Consider the following 19342-nt stretch of genomic DNA (forward strand, 5'->3'; position numbering starts at 1 on the left):
TTCCTGGTTTCCTTAATAACCGATGATTCAGAGGATCTTCCCAAGACGTTCTTGGGACGAGTTACTAGAGAAGAACTATAGCCTGCGCTTGAACCTTCTCAACCCGAAACATGGTTTGGTTAATTCATTACCCACGACCCATTATCGGCAAGGCGACACACATTTTGCGAATGCAGCGTTGGAAGAGAAATGAAGAATCTGCCGAAGGAAAGTGAAGAGAAGAATAGAAAACCAAAGTAGCCCAGATCGGACCAGAACAGATCATCTCGCGGGTCTGTCACAAATCAAATATTGGAAGGAAACTACTCTATGCTGTTCCTCATATATTTTTTATATAAAAGGCTCACGATTTAACACCCGGAATTTTCAGATTTGAAGACTCATTGAAAATCCAGCTTGTAAAATTTCTCCCTTCTGGAGGACCACCACCCCACAATTCAGATCCCCTTGCGCGTACAAGTTAAATCCATCATTGGCATTGGTCACTGGTTCCAGGGCAAAAAACCTTTTGTACGGTGGTGAATAAAGAATCACATGTTTCATGCTCGCATCGGCTTGGATGAAGGCTTGGACTCCACTCCCCGGCCAATCAATCAACGCCTGCCCATTCCATCCTGCAAAGCAATGATCGAGAACGACATCGAGAGGCCGCCGAACATGAAAATCATGCTCTGGCTGAAGGGGAGTTGCTGGGCCTGAAGGTAAAGGCGTATTACCCGGATACACACCATTAACGGTCAACTGCAATTCAACTTCGCCCGTAGATCCTTCTAGTCGTCGATTGAAATAGGGATGAAAACCACACCCCGCGGGCATCGGCCCACTACCCACATTCTGTAATTCAATCCGGCTCGTAAGGGTATAGTCTTCCAAGGCATAGGTCATCTTTGCAAAAAACGGAAAAGGAAAATTCACGTCCCCTGCCTTGATGGAATCAAATCCAAGGGAAACTCGATCCCCTGAATGATTGATGATCTGCAAAGCCCGATCTCGAACATCCCCATGAATCGCATGCTTCTCCCTTCCACGTAATTGATACTCCTTTCCTTGGAAGAAAAATTTGGCATCTCGTAGGCGATTAGAATAGGGAATTAGCACGAAGCTAGCCGCGTCAGAGGAGCGATTCAGCGGTTCTTCAATCGGACGCAAGATAGGAATCCACTCACCCCCACGGTTGATAGAACATTCCGTGATGGAACCCCCAATTTCAGGATTCAACTTCAGGCGAACTTTTCCGTTATTTAATTCCATGCCTCTCTTCTTTCGATGAACTGAAAGGGTTACGCCATGTCCATCGGACACCTGCCTCTACAAATTGATGATAAGAGAACTATTCAACCCCTTAGACTGCGTTAAGCATGCGGATTTCCTGCAGTGGGCAAGGAGTCTCGACATTTTTCTGTCTAAAGCGTTCCACAATGGCTTGATATAATTCTGCCTGGGCCGGAACATACTCTGGAATACTCACCCAGGGTTTCACTGCAATATTGATGGACGAATTATCCAACATACTGATGCCAATGACCGGATCAGGATTGGATTGGACCCGAGGATTAGCCTTAATAATTTCCCGAAATGTGGACAATGCCGAATTTTCCCAATGAGCATTTGATAAGGTTCAAGAAGTAATTTGCCAAAGCAAATCCATACTGAGGTGCTGATCCAACATCTGGCCCTCCTCGGTGAAGAAATTAATGGGGAACAAGATTGGAATATACCTTAAAAAAAATGCAAAGGCTTTTCGCGTTCACACGCAAATAGAAATGGTTCTCATAAACCGGAAATCGAAAGAATTTCATCCCCATGCCAATGGAGTCCTCGACCCTTTGAGGGTGCAAAGGAGCTCTTCCCCTTTCCCACAATTCCAACGCATCCTCTGGCCAGAAGCGTATTGCTGTAAATTTTTCACATTTCCGGAAAGAATTGATTAGGTTTCTTCTCTTTCTTGCCGAAATAATAAGTAAGCGTAGTGGCATGAAACCGTCTCACGGATGAGACATTCTCCACCAATGGACAAGGAGAGCCATGGATATCAACACACGCTTAATTGTTCATTCCCATCCTTATACCACAGCAACTGGGGACCGTGACCCTGGGAGAAATTTGTATTTTGGCTCACAGCGGAAACGAAAACCTCAGGAACCTGAGAGTGGAAGCGAGGGGCATGAGCAAGGGCCCGATGAGCCCGAGCATCAAATCGACATTATGGCCTAACTCGTTTCTTATGGCGGATCAGGAAGGTCCCCTAAGAAACGGAATGGCCTTTTGCGCCTTCATTCACCCCCTGATTACCCATGAAATGTCCGTCCCTACGAAAGGCGGAACACTCGAGGGGGAAGGGCGGCACACTAAGCGAATTGACCACGGTAGATGGGTATGTTACCGTCCGCCGTTTTTTCAGACATTCAACCATTGATCAAAGCATTGAATTATCGCTTCCCAAAATATGCAGGGTTTTGTAGTCCTGCCCAGAGATTCTCCCACCCTTCGATTCTCTTTTCCATTCGAGAACATCAGGATGTTGTTCGATTTACATTTCCCATTGCCCAGGATTCTGATTAACCATGACATATAAACCGATTGGCGATTACGGCATCATCGGGGACCTGCACACCATCGCTCTCGTCAGCACGAATGGCTCGATTGATTGGTGTTGCCTCCCGCACTTCGACTCCCCCAGTGTCTTTGCCGCTATGCTGGATCATAAACAAGGTGGACATTTTAAAATTTCGCCGATTCATGAAGGCAATCAACGCCAAATGTATCTGCCCGAGACCAACATCCTCCTCACCCGGTTCTTTCAAGAAGATGGTGTCGGAGAAATCACGGATTTCATGCCTGTGGAATCTGATGCCCCAGGGTACATCCCCAAACGCCACCAAATAATTCGAATGGTTGCCGTGACCCGAGGGCAAGTCCAATTCCGCCTCGAATGTGCCCCTTCATTCAATTATGGAAGAGATTCCCATACCGTGATGACCCGGGACACCAACGTCATTTTCCGATCACAACATGCCGTTCTGGGATTGGTCAGTCCCATACCCATTGAAGCACGAGAGGGAATGGCCTTTGCCGAATTTACTCTCAGCGAAGGACAAAGCTTAACGTTTTTTATCGAATACTTAGAAGCCAATGGCTCGGACACCTTATTAGCCACTCCAGAGTCAGGAGATATGGCCTTTCAAAATACTTCAGCCTTTTGGCAACGTTGGCTGAGCCAATGTCAATATTCCGGACGTTGGCGGGAAACCGTCCATCGCTCTGCCCTCACATTGAAACTCCTGACTTACGCCCCCACAGGCGCCATTGTCGCAGCTCCGACCACCAGCCTCCCCGAAGCCATTGGTGGTCCTCGAAACTGGGACTATCGTTATACCTGGATGCGTGACGCAGCTTTCACCGTATATGGTCTCCTGCGGTTAGGATTCACCACGGAAGCCGGCCGATTTATGGACTGGCTCAATGCCCGTTGCCACGACCTCAATCCTGATGGATCGTTACAATTGGTCTATGGCATCGACGGACGCCGAAATCTCCCAGAAGAAGAACTCACCCATCTGGACGGCTACCAGTCATCCAAACCCGTACGGATCGGAAATGCGGCCTCCCATCAATTACAACTCGACATGTATGGCACACTCATGGATGCCGTGTATCTCTATGACAAACACGGAACCTCGATTTCTTTTGACCTCTGGATGAACCTGTGCCGACTCCTCGATTATGTGTGTAACAATTGGGAACTCCCGGACGAAGGCATTTGGGAAGTCCGCGGCGGTCGTCGCCATTTTGTCTATTCCAAAGTCATGTGTTGGGTGGCACTCGACCGGGGCATCCGCCTAGCCGATCAACGGGGATTCCCAGGAAACCGTACCCAATGGATGCATGAACGCGACCGCATTTATATCGATGTCATGGAACGTGGCTACAACACCGAGATTGAAGCTTTCGTTCAGCACTATGACACCACCGCCTTGGATGCCGCGAATCTCATCATGTCCCTGGTGCACTTTGTTTCTCCTACGGACCCCCGAATGATTTCCACCCTAAACCGCACCCTCGAACAATTGACCATGGGGAGTTTAGTCTATCGGTATCGAGTTGGAGAGGCAGCGCCCGATGGATTAGAGGGAGATGAGGGCACATTCAGCATGTGTACCTTCTGGTTAGTCGAGGCCTTAACTCGTGCTGGCCGGTTGCAAGAGGCCCGATTAATTTTTGAAAAAATGTTGAGCTACGCCAACCACCTCCGGCTATATGCTGAAGAGGTATCTCATACTGGGGAGCAATTAGGGAATTTTCCACAAGCCTTTACGCATTTTGGATTGATCAGCGCAGCCACCAACCTCGACCTGGCCCTAAACACCCGACAGGGTACCACGACAATGACGCGTCGAACGCCTTCTCCTTCATCAAAACCTCAAAAACCCTAAACACCTTAGCTTCCACGGTCTTCACCCCCATCTCATTTCACACTTTACCCTAAGTATTTTTTGCGGTAAGGTGGGGTGACTATATTGTCATCCTCCCCTAATACCGATAAATAACTGTCTTCTTCTATTATTTTAGCTTTACTTGAAACGCCTCGAGAGGTGTGAAGACGTTATCTCCAGGGTACAACACGAACTCAACCAGAGGCATGCGCTCGCACCAGCCACGCATGACCAAAAAGATCCTAGACCAGCACAATTCGCTCTAGGCGGAAAGGGAGCGGTTATGGAAATCGGATTTATCGGACTTGGTAAAATGGGTATGAATATGGTGACCCGGCTTCGGCAGGATAATCACCAAATTGTTGTCTTTGATCGATCGCCAGAGGCCATCAAACAGGCAGAAGGGACGGGAGCGATAGGAGCCTCTTCACTTCAAGATCTCGTATCAAAACTTGCGAAGCCTTGCGCCGTTTGGGTCATGGTCCCCTCTGGAGCGCCGACCGAAGAAACCATTCAATCACTGGCCGGAATTCTGCAGCCTGATGATGTGATCATCGACGGTGGCAATACCAAATTTCATGATGACGTCCGTCGTGCGGGTGAACTTAAACCAAAACAAATCCACTATATCGACGCAGGAACTAGCGGAGGTATTTGGGGATTACAAATTGGGTATTGCCTCATGGTTGGAGGTGATAAAGCAGTCGTGAATCGGCTTGACCCGATTTTTACTACCCTCGCCCCCAAGGATGGTTGGTTACATGTTGGCGCCCATGGAGCAGGACATTATGTAAAAATGGTACATAACGGCATTGAGTACAGCATGATGCAGGGCTATGCGGAAGGGTTCGAGCTTATGTCCAAAAGTGACTATAAGCTGGACCTGGGCAACATCGCCGACCTCTGGATGCACGGCAGTGTGGTGCGTTCATGGCTTTTAGAACTCGCCGCCGGGGCGTTAAAAGAAGATCCGAAACTCACTGGATTAAAAGGCTACGTCCAGGATTCTGGGGAAGGTCGATGGATGCTCATGGATGCGCTTGATAAGGATGTACCCGTTCCCACTCTTTCGACAGCCCTCTTTACCCGATTTCGCTCAAGACAGGAAGAATCATTTGCTGAGAAAATGTTAGCGGCTCTTCGTAATGCCTTTGGCGGCCATAGCGTCAAACGGTAGGCTATTTTCAACGTGAATAGGAATGAAATGACTAAGGCCATTGAGAAAGAATCAGCAGCTCAGAAGAAAAACAATACAAGTCCCACTGTCGAACCCTGCAGTCTGGTCATCTTTGGAGGGTCGGGAGATTTGACACGACGAAAACTATTGCCTGCCGTATACAATCTCGTAATCGATGGATTGCTTCCGGAAAACTATTCGGTGGTGGGCATTGGCCGAAAATCCTGGACCGATGATGAATTCCGAAGAGTTGCTCGTGAAGGCATTGAAAAATTTTCTCGGCAATCACTTCAAGAAGACAAATGGGAAGAATTCGCTCGTCGTCTCCACTATGTATCCGGTGCGATTGACGATCCTGACATGTATCATGGGCTCCGCACCCGCATCGAAGAAATTGAAGCACATTTTGATTTGCCAGGCCATCGAATTTTTTACTTGGCCATTCCTCCCACTTCTTTCGCCCCCTCCTGTCAGGGATTGCAACGTGCCGGACTGATTTATCCTCCCGAATTACCTGAACGTGTCTCTCGGGTGATTGTCGAAAAACCCATTGGCCATGATTTGGAATCGGCGAAATCCATCAATGCCACCATAGGAGAGGTATTTGACGAATCGCAGATCTATCGCATTGATCATTATCTTGGGAAGGAAACGGTTCAAAATATTATGGTGCTCCGGTTCGCCAATAGCATCTTTGAACCTATTTGGAATCATAAGTACATCGACCATGTCCAAATCACGGTGAGCGAGGCGGAAGGCCTGGGTACACGGGCGACTTATTACGAAGAGGCCGGAGCCCTTCGCGACATGGTGCAAAATCATATTCTCCAACTCCTGTGCCTCATTGCCATGGAACCCCCCTATTCGTTAGACCCCGACGTGGTACGGAATGCTCGCATGGAAGTCCTTCGTTGCCTCCACCCCATCAAAGGAAAAGATGTCGAAAAGTTTACCGTCCGTGCGCAATACTCGCATGGAAAGGCGCACGACCAGGAAGTTCCTGGCTACCGAAGAGAGGAAGGGGTCAAAGCCGACTCCACGACGGAAACCTTTGTCGCCCTCAAATTGTTTATCGAAAATTGGCGATGGTCCGGTGTGCCATTTTATTTGCGGACAGGAAAAGCCATGCCGGGCCGGGCCTCGGAAATTGCTGTCCAATTCAAGGACATCCCAGAAATTTTGTTCAACACCAACCCTGAGGCGCGACAAGCGCCAAACGTCCTCACGCTTCGGATTCAACCAGAAGAAGGCATGTCTCTTCGGATCATGTCTAAAATTCCGGGAAGCCGGGCACGCTCTCATCCCGTAGAAATGGACTTCAAATATGGCGATGCCTTTGATGCACCATCACCTGAAGCCTATGAACGATTGTTGTTAGATGTGATGGCTGGTGATGCCTCGCTGTTTATGCGACGTGATGCCGTGGAAGCCTCATGGGCCTGGATCACCGACATCTTGCAAGGCTGGAAAGACCATGGCGGGAAATGGCTACCGGAATACCCCGCCGGCACATGGGGACCAGTCGAAGCGGATAAACTCATCGAAACCGACGGAAGACAATGGCGTTTGGTGTAGGGTGACACGAAAATAGACAATGAACTTGCCATCATCGCTAGTCTGCCGCATACCCCAACATTACATCTTGATCTCATCCCAAAATGTTTATTCATGACAAAAGAAAAAGGGACCGGATGATTATCCGGTCCCTTTTTCTTTTTAATTGGCTGTAGGTTTTTTTAAGAATAGACAGAGATCCTAAACTCTTCCTACCGCTTTTCTGTTATGGTTTGACAACTTATTTTGCCACCAAGAATTCGCTTCGTTTTCGATTAATGACACCCATCAGTTGTTCGAACGACTCCACGAACAGACGAGCCCCATCCTTAAGCAACGTCTCCGTCACTTCCGCCATACAGACACCGCAATCGGCCAACCGCTGCATGGTGGCTTTGGCTTCTTCTTGCCCTTCCGTCAAAGTTTCTTTCACGGTCCCATGATCACGAAACGCGTCAAACGTTGCCGACGGAATTGTATTCACGGTATCCGGGCCAATGAGGGAATCCACATAATAGGTATCTGGATATTTTGGATTTTTCGTTCCGGTGCTCGCCCAGAGGAGGCGCTGCACCATGGCCCCTTTTTGTTTCAAGGCTTGAAACTTCGGGTTTGAAAAAATTTCCTTATAGGCGAGGTATGCCACCTTGGCGTTCGCGATCGCCACCTTGCCCTTCAACCCTTCCATTACGGCTCGCTTTTGGGAATCGGTTTCGTCTTTCAGTTTCGCATCAAGTTGTTTATCAACCAGGGAATCTATGCGGCTCACGAAAAAACTCGCCACAGAAGCCACCTTAGACACATCGCCACCATTGGCCGCGAGTTTTTCCAATCCGCGGATATACGCCCAGGCAACTTCTTCATAGACCTGCACACTAAACAATAAGGTGATATTGATATTCACCCCTTGGCTCAACAACTGCTCGACTGCCGGCAACCCTTGTGGTGTGCCAGGCACTTTGATCATCACGTTTTTTCGACCCACCGCTTTCCACAGTCGAAGCGCTTCTTCGATCGTGCCTTTGGTATCGAATGCCAAGTCGGGCGAAACTTCAAGACTGACATAGCCATCTCGACCTTTGCTTGATTCGTACACAGAAGCCATGACATCTGCAGCATCTTGAATATCTCGAATTGCCAACGCTTCATAGAGGTCTTTGACATTACCGACCTCGGCAGCCACCCGCTCCAACTCTTCATCATAGTCTTGGCTACCAGAAATGGCTTTCTCAAAAATGGATGGATTTGAAGTCACACCCATCAATCCATCTTGATCGATCATGGCCTTTAACCCGCCAGAAGCAATTAAGCTCCGCTGAATATAGTCGTACCAGGGGCTTTGTCCGATTTTGCGAAGTTGAACGAGGGGATTCATATTGTAGCCTCCTTACTTTCCCATCATAGGATCTAGTGCGATTGTGCTACGCGCCAACAGTCAGTTCAAGTTGCTGCCTGGCCGCAGCCATCACACGATCAACGGTAAATCCGAAATGTTTTGTTAAATCCTTCAGTGGCGCGGAGGAGCCAAACGTATGCATGCCAATGCTCGTTCCCGTCGCCCCCACATATTGACTCCATCCAAAAGTCGTCGCTTGCTCGACCGAAACGCGTGCTGTGACCCCTGGAGGAATCACCGAATCTCGATAGTCTTGGGATTGCTGTTCAAACAGTTCCCACGACGGCATACTCACGACCCGCGCCTTTATTCCTTCCACCTTGAGCTTTTCATAGGCATCCACGCAAAGAGGCACTTCGCTTCCCGTGGCAAGCAAGAGGACCTCTGGTTTGCCATCATCCGCATCCGCCAAAACATACGCTCCTTGAGCCACCCCAAGGGCCGAGCCATACTTTGTACGGTCCAAAGTCGGAAGTGCTTGCCTGGTTAAGGCTAGCACCACAGGTTGATGCTGCATCTGCATGATCACCCGCCAGGCTTCCACCACCTCATTCGCATCGCCAGGACGAATCGTGACTAAGCCAGGAATGGCCCGCAAAGACGCCAGGTGTTCAACGGGTTGATGGGTGGGGCCATCTTCTCCCACCCCAATGGAGTCATGGGTGAACACATAAATCACCGGAATTTCCATCATGGCCGCCAGGCGAATGGAGGGCCGACCATAATCACTGAAGATTAAAAAACCTGACCCATAGGGACGGACCTTTGATAACGCCATGCCGCTTATGACCGCGCCCATGGCATGTTCTCGCACACCAAAATGAAAATTCCTTCCTCCGTAGGTGGAGGCTTCAAAGTCTCCAGCACCGTCAAACGTTAAACGGGTTTTGGTTGATGGCGCGAGGTCTGCCGAACCTCCGATGAGCCAGGGCACTTCCTTGGCGATGGCATTGAGGACTTTCCCTGAGGACTCCCGTGTCGCCAAGCCTTTTGAATCGGCGGGAAATTCTTGCAACCCGCGCGCCCAGCCATCGGGCAGCTGCCGATGCTGCATTTTGTGCAATTGATCGGCCAGTTCAGGAAACTGGGTTTTGTATTCCTGGAATCTCGCAGTCCACACTTCTCGATTCGCTTTGCCTCGTTGCCCTATGCCTGCTTTGAAATGCTGCAAGACTTCCTCAGGCACCAGGAACTTGGCATCTTCCGGCCAACCATAATTTTTCTTGGCCAAGCGGATCTCTTCCTCACCCAGGGGCTCGCCATGCGCGCCATGGGTGTCCTGCTTGTTCGGTGCACCAAATCCAATATGACTATCGACAATAATCATGGTGGGCCGAGCGGTCTCCTCTTGAAACGCTCGGAAGGCTCCAGACAATTTTTCGATATTATTGGCATCATCGACATGGACAACATTCCACCCATAGGCGCGGAACCGCGCCCCGACATCTTCGCTAAACGCCAAAGCTGTTTTGCCTTCGATGGTGATCTTGTTGTTGTCATAGATCCAACACAGATTCGACAATTTCAGGTGGCCAGCAAGCGACGCTGCTTCACTCGAGACCCCTTCCATCAAGCATCCATCCCCGCAGAGGGCATATACATCATAATTGATAATATCGAACCCTGGACGATTAAAATACTCAGCCATCCAGCGTTGGGCTATAGCCATGCCAACACTGTTCCCTAAGCCTTGCCCTAGCGGACCCGTTGTGGTTTCCACCCCTGAAGTCCAATGATACTCAGGATGTCCCGGACATTTGCTTTCCAATTGCCTGAACCGCTTGATCTCATCCAGCGGGACGGCCAGGTTATTTGTCGCACCATAATCCTCATTCACCGCCTTCACTTGCGACACGTGCAACATGGCATAGAGAAGCATCGACGCATGACCGACAGACAACACAAAACGGTCACGGTTAGGCCAAATGGGATCATCCGGATCAAATTGCAGAAAACGATTCCATAGGCAGTACGTTACTGGGGCCAATGCCATGGGCGTACCAGGGTGGCCGGAATTGGCAGCTTGTACCGCATCCATTGCCAAGGTGCGAATCGTATTGATGCTTAATTGTTCAATCGAGACTTGATCAGCCACGGTCTGGTTCCTTCCTGAAAAGTATCAAAAAATTAGCCACAATCGAGAGAGGACTCTCGGCCATTGAAAACCCCTTTTTATATTCTAACCGATGCTTCTTTGTTAAAAAGTTCCGGTTCCTGACTGTTGGGTAAAATCCTATCATTTTTATCGGTTTTTCTATACCGGTAATTGAAGAAAACTTCAAAAATAATAGGGTTAATTTGTCCGGGGCCATAAATAAACCCTTATTATAAAACCGTCTTTGGGACTTTCACCCCGATTCCATGGGACCGAGAAAACCCTCCTCTTTGGGGCAAGTGTCAATTCAATGTCGTATTCCTTGAGAAAATTGCAAACTCAGTCAGCACCACCTTATGATAGACGAGAACGATGAAAATTCATCTCACCAATCCCACCAAAGAGCTGGACATTCAAGGTCCCATGCGTGTGAAACAACTGCTTGAGCACTTGCAGCTCACCCCGGAAGCCCACCTGGTGATCCGTGGGGATGAACTTGTCACAGAAGATGAAAAGTTGAACGACGGTGATACGATTGAAATCCGTTCAGTCATATCAGGAGGATAGTCCCCTGCATGCGTTGTAAGAAATGTCCACAGCAAGCAGCCATCAAGCTCCCTCAGCATAATGCGGCCTACTGCAAGACATGCTTTACGGAATTCGTTCACTCCCAAGTTGCCAAAGCCATCAAAAAGCAAAAAATGTTTTCCCACGACGACCGCATCCTGGTGGCGGTTTCTGGAGGAAAAGACAGCATGGCACTCTGGGCCATTTTGCTGAAATTAGGGTACCGGGCCGACGCCCTGTACGTGGATTTGGGCATTGGCAACTATTCCATGCAGTCTCGCCAGAAGGTCGAACATTTCAATGATTCAGTAGCCCAACCCTTGGGAGCCACACTCCAAATTCATACGTTGGCTGAAAACGAAGGGGCGGGCGTCAAAGAACTCGCTATGATGATCAATCGCCCAACATGTTCAGCCTGTGGAACCATGAAGCGCTATCATTTTAATAGGACAGCGTTGGAAAAAGACTACGATGTGATGGCCACCGGCCATAATTTGGATGACGAGGCCTCAAGATTATTAGGCAACGTTCTCCACTGGCAGACAGATTTTTTAGAGAAGCAAACGCCCACCCTTCCAGCATCCTTGGACGGATTCGCGAAAAAGGTCAAACCCCTGTATCGGTTAACCGAGCGTGAAATGGCGGCATATGCCATCATCAATAAGATTGCTTACATCGTCGATGAATGCCCCATGTCCAAGGGCTCAAAGATGCTGGTGTATAAAGATGTGCTCAATCGATTGGAAGAAGCTTCGCCAGGGACCAAACAAGTGTTTTATTTCCAATTTCTTGATAAACAAGCCAAGGAACAAGCCGCCACTCAAAACATTACAGCACAAGATCAGAGTCGCCTCTCTCCCTGCCACTCCTGCGGACAACCGACTTCCATGGAAGTCTGCACCTACTGTAAAATGATGACCAAAGCCAAAGCCGCCGTTTAGCAGTTCCTCTCTGCCAAAAACCATCAATGTTGATGGTTTAACGTTTCATTAACATACACTCAGTATTCAAGGTGCAATGATCTGGGCTTCGTCCATGACTCGAAATTTGTAGCTGCAGCATCTTATGCCGCTTTTTTGGGATTCACAGGCAGTGTGAGGCAGGATGAGATCGTGCAGCTACAAATACTTCTGGGCGACAAATAGTTATCAATCTTGGAGGGCTTGAAGATCTTCGGGTTGCTGTTCTTCTTGTCCAAAGAATGGAAACGATATGGGGGGCCACAGGTCTTCATCATCTGGTGGAGACCAAAAATTCACGAACAAATCCAATTCTGGATTGAAAGCCATCTTCAGTTCTTCGGATTGGGCCACTAACTGAAAGCGGTTTCCAAAAATGTTGGGTTCCAACGATTCAGACAGCAATTCTTGGGAAAGAGCGTCTTGGGGCGTCGAAGATCCTGAACCAAGATTCACCAACAAGGGGGGGGATGCCGTCCCGAGCAGGGTCTGGTGAACTTGGGTATAAATAATGGCCGGGGGAATCGTGACTGCCCTGTTTTGAGCACTCGTTGAGGCCGAACTCTGAGCAGCAGCCGAAGAACCGAAAATGGAAAACCCATTCAAGGTGTACGGGCCGGCCCCCTTGGCCCCAATGAAGGTCACCGCACTAGCCGCCGCCTGATTGGCTAACCCATTGAGGGTTCCAGTTAAGATGGCGCTCGTTCCAGAAATCTGTAAGGCCGTAGCAGTAAGTGCCCCGGTCAGCGCCCCACCCGACATCAGGTTCAACGTACCCGCAGTCGCCCCGCTAATCCCATTCACCAACCCAAGAGCATAGCCGGTCGTCTCAGTATAATTCACTATCTGGCCCGCGGCATTAATGGCCAATGTCGTAACATTTTGCTGAGCATCACTGAAAGTGACGGTACCGCCCGCCGTTACTGCCAGGCTATCTTCGATGATACCGCCCGCCGATGCCGTGACCGTGCTACCGGAACGAAGATCAAGTCCCGTGGCATTCGCGGCCGTGATATCAGCAGACACGGTTAACGCCCCAGATGCCGAAGACCCAATGACCACGGTATCGGTCGTAATTTGATCAATTACGGTATTGGTAATTTCAAACCGATTCGCGATGGTGCCGTCGGTACCCACATCAATCACATCCACATCGTTCGCTGTCTCAGGCGCTAGGGTAACTGACTGATTCGCCCCTGCGCTCGCCGTCAACGTACCGGGCAAAGAAATAATGTCGGAAATGATCGAGATGTTGCCTGCCAAGGATTCAACGTCTGCACCTACCTGAACGTCTACCGTTGCTTCGTTGGCCGCGGCGGTCAGCGTGATATTGCCACTCGCTTCCACATCGTTGGCCGCAGCAGTGTTGGATACTGTCAGCGTGCCTGTGGTGGCGGTTAATGCCACCGCTCCTGCATCTGTGTCTACGCCGGTCACGCCATTGACGGTCCCAACGCTGAAACCGTCGGCATCGGTGAACGTCACGCTGCCAGTACTTGTATCAATGGCCAAGGTATCGACATCGTTCGTTGCCGTATCAAGCGTGACTGCACCACCCGCCGTCACCGACAAGTTGGTCGTCGTTACGGCTTGGGCATCCGTCAAGGCCCCACCTGTCGTGAGATTGAGCGTCGTGGAGGTCACCCCAACAACCCCATTCACCGTATCGATATTCAGATCGTCCGTATCACGGAAGCTCACCGTCCGGCCCGCCGCACTCACTGCGAGGTTGTCCACATCGGTCGTCGCAACATCCAAGGTTGTATCCGCGGCGGTGTTTGTGATCGAGAGGTTAGTCGCAGTAATCGCTTGGGCATCCGTCAACGCCCCGCCCGTCGTCAGATTCAGCGTGGTGGCCGTCGCACCCACAATCCCATTCACCGTGTCGATATCCAGATCGTCGGTATCCACAAAGGTCACGGTCTGCCCTGCCGCACTCACTGCCAGGTTATCAACATCTGTGGTCGTGTCGCTGAAGTTAACGGCTCCGCCAGCGGTTACCGCCAAGTTCGTTTCCACGATACCTCCCGCCGTGCCCGTGATACTGCCCCCTGATTGCAGATGCAACGTCGTGGTATTCGCCGGCGTGATGTCAGCCTCAATTGTCATCGCGCCCGATGCGCTAGTGCCAATCACTAGGGTGCCAGCGGTGACGTTGTCGATATCGCTAGCGGCAAGTTCGAACCGATTAGCAGCACTCGGATCTGGACCCAGATCAATCACATCCGCGTCGTTCACCGTTTCAGGGGCTAAGGTCACTGTACGCCCCGTATTGGTGATCGTCCCGGCGAGGTTGATATCATCGGCAGTGACGGTGATTGCGCCACCGGACGATTCCACATCAGCCGTGGCCTGTATATCAACCAGGGCTTCATTAGCTGCCGCGGTCAGTGTAATGTCGCCGCTCGCTTCTACATCGTTAGCCGCGGCAGTGTTGGATACTGTCAGCGTGCCTGTGGTGGCGGTTAGTGCCACCGCTCCCGCATCTGTGTCTACGCCGGTCACACCATTGACGGTCCCGACGCTAAAGCCGTCGGCATCGGTAAATGTCACATTCCCGGTACTCGTATCAATCGCTAAAGTATCAACATCGTTCGTTGCCGTATCAAGCGTGACTGCACCACCAGCCGTTACCGACAAATTGGTCGCCGTCACGGCTTGGGCATCAGTCAAGGCCCCACCAGTGGTTAGATTCAAGGTCGCAGCGGTCACGCCATTAATACTGTTGACAGTATCGATATCCAGGTCATCCACATCACGGAACGTCACCGTCCGGCCGGACGCACTCACCGCTAGATTGTCCACATCATTGGTCGCCACGTCCAAGGTGGTATCCGCTGCCGTGTTCGTGATCGAAAGGTTGGTAGCCGTAATCGCCTGGGCATCCGTCAAGGCTCCACCTGTCGTTAGATTGAGAGTCCCGGCTGTCACCCCTATCACACCATTAACGGTATCGAGATCGAGATCGTCGGCATCCACAAACGTTACCGTCTGCCCCGGTGCACTGACGGCCAGGTTATCCACGTCCGTGGTCGCATCCGTAAAATTGACAGTTCCTCCTGCTGAAATAGCAAGATTCGTTTCTACGATTCCACCAGCAGTAGCAGTAATCCCCGCCCCGGATTGTAAATGCAGCGTGGTCGTGTTCGCCGGTGTAATATCACTGGAAATGGTTATGGCGCCCGACGTGGCATCACCGATTTTAATGACACCAGCGGTAATCCTGTCTAGCTCAGTGGTACTGAGATTGAGGTTCGATGACGTTCCGCCTACGTCCGTGCCGCCGACAGCCGCCAGAAGGGTGGTACTTCCCGCACCGGAATTGACTGCTGAGGTTCCGTCAATCGTCATGTCAAAAGCTTTCATCGAAATATTCGCCCCACCGCTATTCACCGTCACTCCAGCGGCAAGGGTTAGACTACCGGCCCCTGATGCGTCGTCATCGGCTGATAAGGTGATGGCTCCCGCATTGGTCGTGATATCGGCATTCACACTAATATCATCCTGAGCTTGAGCAGTGAACGTTGCACCGGCTGTGGTCAAGTTTACAGCGTTTATAAAGCTAATATCTGCGGTGGCTTGCAAAGTGACGTTTCCCGCGACAGCATCGAGGGTGGCTGGAGCAATGGTGAGCGAAGAACCCGGATTGTCAGCAAATGCATCGACATCGCCCGCCGCCGCGGTGCCACCAGTAATGACAATAATATTTAATGGGTCGAGCAACAGCGTACCGAAGTCACCATGGACGGCGGAAAGATTCGCAGTTCCCTGGAAATCCAGGTTTTGTTTACCGGACACTTCAGCAAAGCCGCCATTTCCGCCGAATTCACCGCCGCGCACGTCGATATTCCCATAGTACCGGGATATCTCGTCCGCCCAGACAATTACCCGCCCACCGTCGCCAGCCGCTTTGGCATGCGCATTAATTGTTACGTCCTCACCAAGGTACGTTTTTTTGGCATTCTGCTCTGGTCCATTACCTTGGAAGTTGCCTCCGATCAGCACTTCGCCCCCGCCAGCTTCCCCAGATGCATTCACGATCGCATCACCGAACAAGCCGACTTTTTCGCCCAGTACTTTTATAATCCCGCCTTTTTCATCAACATCATCGCCTGAAGCTTTCAATGTCCCTGCTACTTCCACGACACCCAGGTCACCGCCGGACAACACGATTTGCCCATTGACCTCTGCCACGCTATTGGCTTGGACAATACCATCCATGTTGATCACTCGATCCAGAATATTTGTCACTGTCTGCGCCGTGAGCAATACTGTGCCACCATCAGCCTGAATCGTCCCAGAATTATTGACCAGCCCTTTCAACGGGGTTCCGTCAGGCGCAAAGAGCTGTTGGGATGTTTGAGCATCCACCGGCAACTTCACGAGGCCATCCCCAAATAAGTCGAGCGTAAAACCATCCCCCGAGGCCAGGGACACCGTACCGAGTCTCGCTTGAATCACGCCGGTATTTTCAACTCCAGGCCCAACCAGTGCGACTAATCCACCTTCGGCAGCCGTGATGGTCCCACGGTTCACGATGGTCGCTGCGGGGTTACTCATCTGATCGAAGGTAAAATCATTGGCAAGGATGCGTTCGTTGGAGATATCGATGGTGGTTGCAATGAGACTATTCACGTCAACTCTAGACCCAGCTCCAAATAAAATGCCGTTGGGATTGATGAGCATGAGTCGTCCATTGGCGGTAAGTTGCCCTAAAATACTGGAAGACTCATTGCCTATCACACGATTGACGGCAAGCGAAGTGGAGGACGGTTGAGAGAAAGTCACACTTTCCGCGGCGCCAATAGAAAAACTGGTCCAGTCGATAATGGCCTTGTCGGTATGTTGTTGTATCGTGAGGTGGGAAGGATCGGTGCGATCTACATCGGCGGCACCATGGACGATCGTTTCCCCAGTAGGATTCGCAATAAGGCTATTGGGCTGAAACACAAGCCCGACCCACAAGATAAAACAGAAAATTCCTAAAGTCTTTGGAGGAGGTCCTTGCCCAGTGGCAGCAATAATGTGTGATGATTTATATGAATGTCGTAATTGACAACCCCATTGGGCTCTAGGGCAACAAAGGGATGAGGAAATTCGGAACAATTAGGCACCACCCAAAAGATAAGGTATGGATCTTCGTCAAAACTTCTTAACCTCAAGCGCCAGGTATAAATGCCCGTTTTGACGATACAGTAGCATCTTATAGTCAGTTCGGTTATTTTATGTGCCATCTTAAGTATCACTATCTAGAAAAAGATCATGAAACCAATATCCTACATGGCCACTTAGGCAAAAGACTGTAGATGGTGCGATGGCTACTCAATACCGGATCGCCAAGCTGAAAAAAACCCTGGGATCTTTCCCATCCCCAGTGACCTGTGTCGTCACACGCCGCGTAAGAGGTTGTGCCACTTCAATATAGCCAGAAAACCAATCGGTGAAATTCGCACGAATACCCCCTCCCGCTGAAGACACGGAAGCCTTATTCGAATTCTCAACCTGATACACCACACCCAGGTCATAAAACCCATACAATTGCATATCCCGCAGAACCGGCAGGGCCGTCGTGTTTCCATACTGCAACTCGAGAATACCGGCCATTCCATGATCGCCGGTAATTTCCGAGGGATCATATCCCCGCCCCATAAACGCTCCCCCTACGGCAAACTCTTCCGGAGATAGCAATGGAACCGCCGCATATTGCGCCTTGCCGGCAAAGAATATATTGACACGATTGATCAACGGCTGAAGTCGGGAGAGCTCTCCTCGCACCTTGGTAAAGTCACTATGTCCTCCAGCGCGAGAAAGAGTACTCGAGGCTTGATCGGAATGATTCAAAATTTCCAGTCCCTTCGCAATCATCAATTCAAAAGACGTAATGGCTCGAAATCGATCCACAAAGTCATAGTGAGCGCTGAACTGGAGGCTACGGATTCGATCCTCGGCTAGTCGAGCACTCAAGAGATCCGTCTTGGTATTGATAAAGGAAAACTGTGACGTCACAAAAAGGTTTTGGGCTCGAGACCGAATGATCGGGTGGGTGAGCCCGATAGCAAACCTCACGGCACTGCTCTCCACGTTCAACGCCCGTAGCGTAAAGCCCGGCTCTGAATCAGTATAGTTAAAATTTATGGAGAACTGGGTGCCTTCATCCGAAATTGGTTGCTGATGGTTCAGCGCCACGTAGGTGAGCTCTCGACGAGCCTGATCCGACTCTGGGCTGCCCGTCACGAATTGCGCCGTGGTTCTTTCGCCCCAACCCCAGAATGAGTTGAGCCCGGCAAACGCAGTAATCTGCAATGGACCGACGAATAACGTGCCTCGATTATTCACGTTCAACGCGGCATTCACTGGCCGGTATCGAAGCTGAATCACAAGTTCCGACGCACCAGGAACGGCCTTATCAGGACGCAGCACACTTTCCGCATAAAATCCCGGGAGATCACGTATGAACAGCAGGTACCGTTCTAAGTCCGACGAATGAAGGGGACGGGATTGTTCGATCTTCGCACGATAAGCATGAATGAGCTTCGGGACTTCATACCCCTGACTGTCAATGACCACCTTGTTGATATAGCCTTCAATAATCCGAATGTTGACCACTCCCCCTTCAATTTTTTGGGGAGGTAAAATGGCTCGTGAAAGAATATAGCCATCATTCCGGTATTTTGCAGTGATGGCATTCGTGAGGTTATAGATGATGCGGAGGGAAATTCTCTTCCCAATGTAATTTTTGTACAGGGGAAGAACATCAGTCTCCTGGTAGACCGTCGATCCCTCCAGGATAATTCGGGCCAAGGTGAAGATGATCGTGTCGGCATTATCCGGGGGAACCACATCATCATCGCGTTCCGGCACGATGGGTTTAATGACGGACTTCGGTTCTTTTTTCTGTTCAAATCGTTTTTCAATTTGCCCTGGCTCGGCGGACTGAGGAATCGTCTGGGCTTGAGCACTCAGGAAACTGCTAAATAGAACGAGACTCAGCGCTGCACAGAAGGCGAACTTTGGAAAGATAGATCGGTAAGATGGTAGGAATGGATGAACATTAGCCGCATGACTGAAAATTTTCTGAGTGGAAATCACACGCATGCGGTTCAACAAGGCAGCAGGTAAGGATCAGGTTGGCCAACCAATCCTGTTTAATGGCCACAATTT

At 50.3% G+C, this 19342-nt stretch carries 12 protein-coding genes; 6 read left to right on the forward strand and 6 right to left on the reverse strand.

Annotated features, from left to right (window positions below; genetic code table 11):
- Positions 1-366: 366 nt before the first annotated feature.
- Together PPG34_RS17395 and PPG34_RS17400 are read right to left on the reverse strand one after the other, a co-directional pair.
- A complete protein-coding gene (locus tag PPG34_RS17395; protein ID WP_313834716.1) occupies positions 367-1251 on the reverse strand; it encodes an aldose 1-epimerase in 885 nt (294 codons plus the stop codon).
- Between the two features lie 91 nt (positions 1252-1342).
- Complete coding sequence (locus PPG34_RS17400) at positions 1343-1585, reverse strand: hypothetical protein (protein WP_313834717.1); 243 nt, start codon at positions 1583-1585, stop codon at positions 1343-1345.
- A gap of 440 nt (positions 1586-2025) precedes the next feature.
- Between PPG34_RS17400 and PPG34_RS17405 the strand changes: the two genes are divergently transcribed.
- The 4 genes from PPG34_RS17405 to zwf all read left to right on the forward strand — a co-directional run bounded on the left by PPG34_RS17405 (position 2026) and on the right by zwf (position 7185).
- Positions 2026-2214 carry a hypothetical protein gene (locus tag PPG34_RS17405; RefSeq protein ID WP_313834718.1) on the forward strand — a complete coding sequence of 63 codons (189 nt, stop codon included), beginning with the start codon at positions 2026-2028 and terminating at the stop codon, positions 2212-2214.
- A gap of 350 nt (positions 2215-2564) precedes the next feature.
- Positions 2565-4433, forward strand: a complete 1869-nt coding sequence (locus PPG34_RS17410) for a glycoside hydrolase family 15 protein (protein ID WP_313834719.1) — start codon at positions 2565-2567, stop codon at positions 4431-4433.
- 283 nt (positions 4434-4716) lie between these two features.
- Positions 4717-5610: a phosphogluconate dehydrogenase (NAD(+)-dependent, decarboxylating) gene (gene gnd / locus PPG34_RS17415; RefSeq protein WP_313834720.1), complete on the forward strand. Its 894-nt coding sequence runs from the start codon at positions 4717-4719 to the stop codon at positions 5608-5610.
- A gap of 27 nt (positions 5611-5637) precedes the next feature.
- Positions 5638-7185 carry a glucose-6-phosphate dehydrogenase gene (gene zwf, locus PPG34_RS17420; RefSeq protein WP_313834721.1) on the forward strand — a complete coding sequence of 516 codons (1548 nt, stop codon included), beginning with the start codon at positions 5638-5640 and terminating at the stop codon, positions 7183-7185.
- Between the two features lie 220 nt (positions 7186-7405).
- Here the strand turns inward: zwf and tal are convergent, their stop codons facing one another.
- Together tal and tkt are read right to left on the reverse strand one after the other, a co-directional pair.
- Entirely contained in the window at positions 7406-8539 is a 1134-nt protein-coding gene (tal, locus tag PPG34_RS17425) for a transaldolase (protein ID WP_313834722.1), read from the reverse strand.
- A gap of 46 nt (positions 8540-8585) precedes the next feature.
- Complete coding sequence (tkt, locus tag PPG34_RS17430; RefSeq protein ID WP_420888113.1) at positions 8586-10598, reverse strand: transketolase; 2013 nt, start codon at positions 10596-10598, stop codon at positions 8586-8588.
- Positions 10599-11027: 429 nt separating this feature from the next.
- On the opposite strand from tkt, the gene PPG34_RS17435 reads away from it, so the two are divergent.
- Both PPG34_RS17435 and PPG34_RS17440 read left to right on the forward strand, forming a co-directional pair.
- Entirely contained in the window at positions 11028-11222 is a 195-nt protein-coding gene (locus PPG34_RS17435; protein ID WP_313834724.1) for a MoaD/ThiS family protein, read from the forward strand.
- Between the two features lie 8 nt (positions 11223-11230).
- The gene (locus PPG34_RS17440; protein ID WP_313834725.1) at positions 11231-12163 is read left to right on the forward strand and encodes a PP-loop family protein; all 933 of its coding nucleotides are present in this window, start codon (positions 11231-11233) and stop codon (positions 12161-12163) included.
- A gap of 207 nt (positions 12164-12370) precedes the next feature.
- On the opposite strand, the gene PPG34_RS17445 is transcribed toward PPG34_RS17440, so the two are convergent.
- Positions 12371-17146, reverse strand: coding sequence for a beta strand repeat-containing protein (locus PPG34_RS17445; RefSeq protein ID WP_313834726.1), 4776 nt, complete (start codon positions 17144-17146; stop codon positions 12371-12373).
- Between the two features lie 357 nt (positions 17147-17503).
- A complete protein-coding gene (locus tag PPG34_RS17450; RefSeq protein WP_313834727.1) occupies positions 17504-19276 on the reverse strand; it encodes a ShlB/FhaC/HecB family hemolysin secretion/activation protein in 1773 nt (590 codons plus the stop codon).
- Positions 19277-19342: the final 66 nt, after the last annotated feature.

Source organism: Candidatus Nitronereus thalassa, assembly GCF_032191465.1.
GTDB classification, from domain to species: Bacteria; Nitrospirota; Nitrospiria; order Nitrospirales; family UBA8639; genus Nitronereus; species Nitronereus thalassa.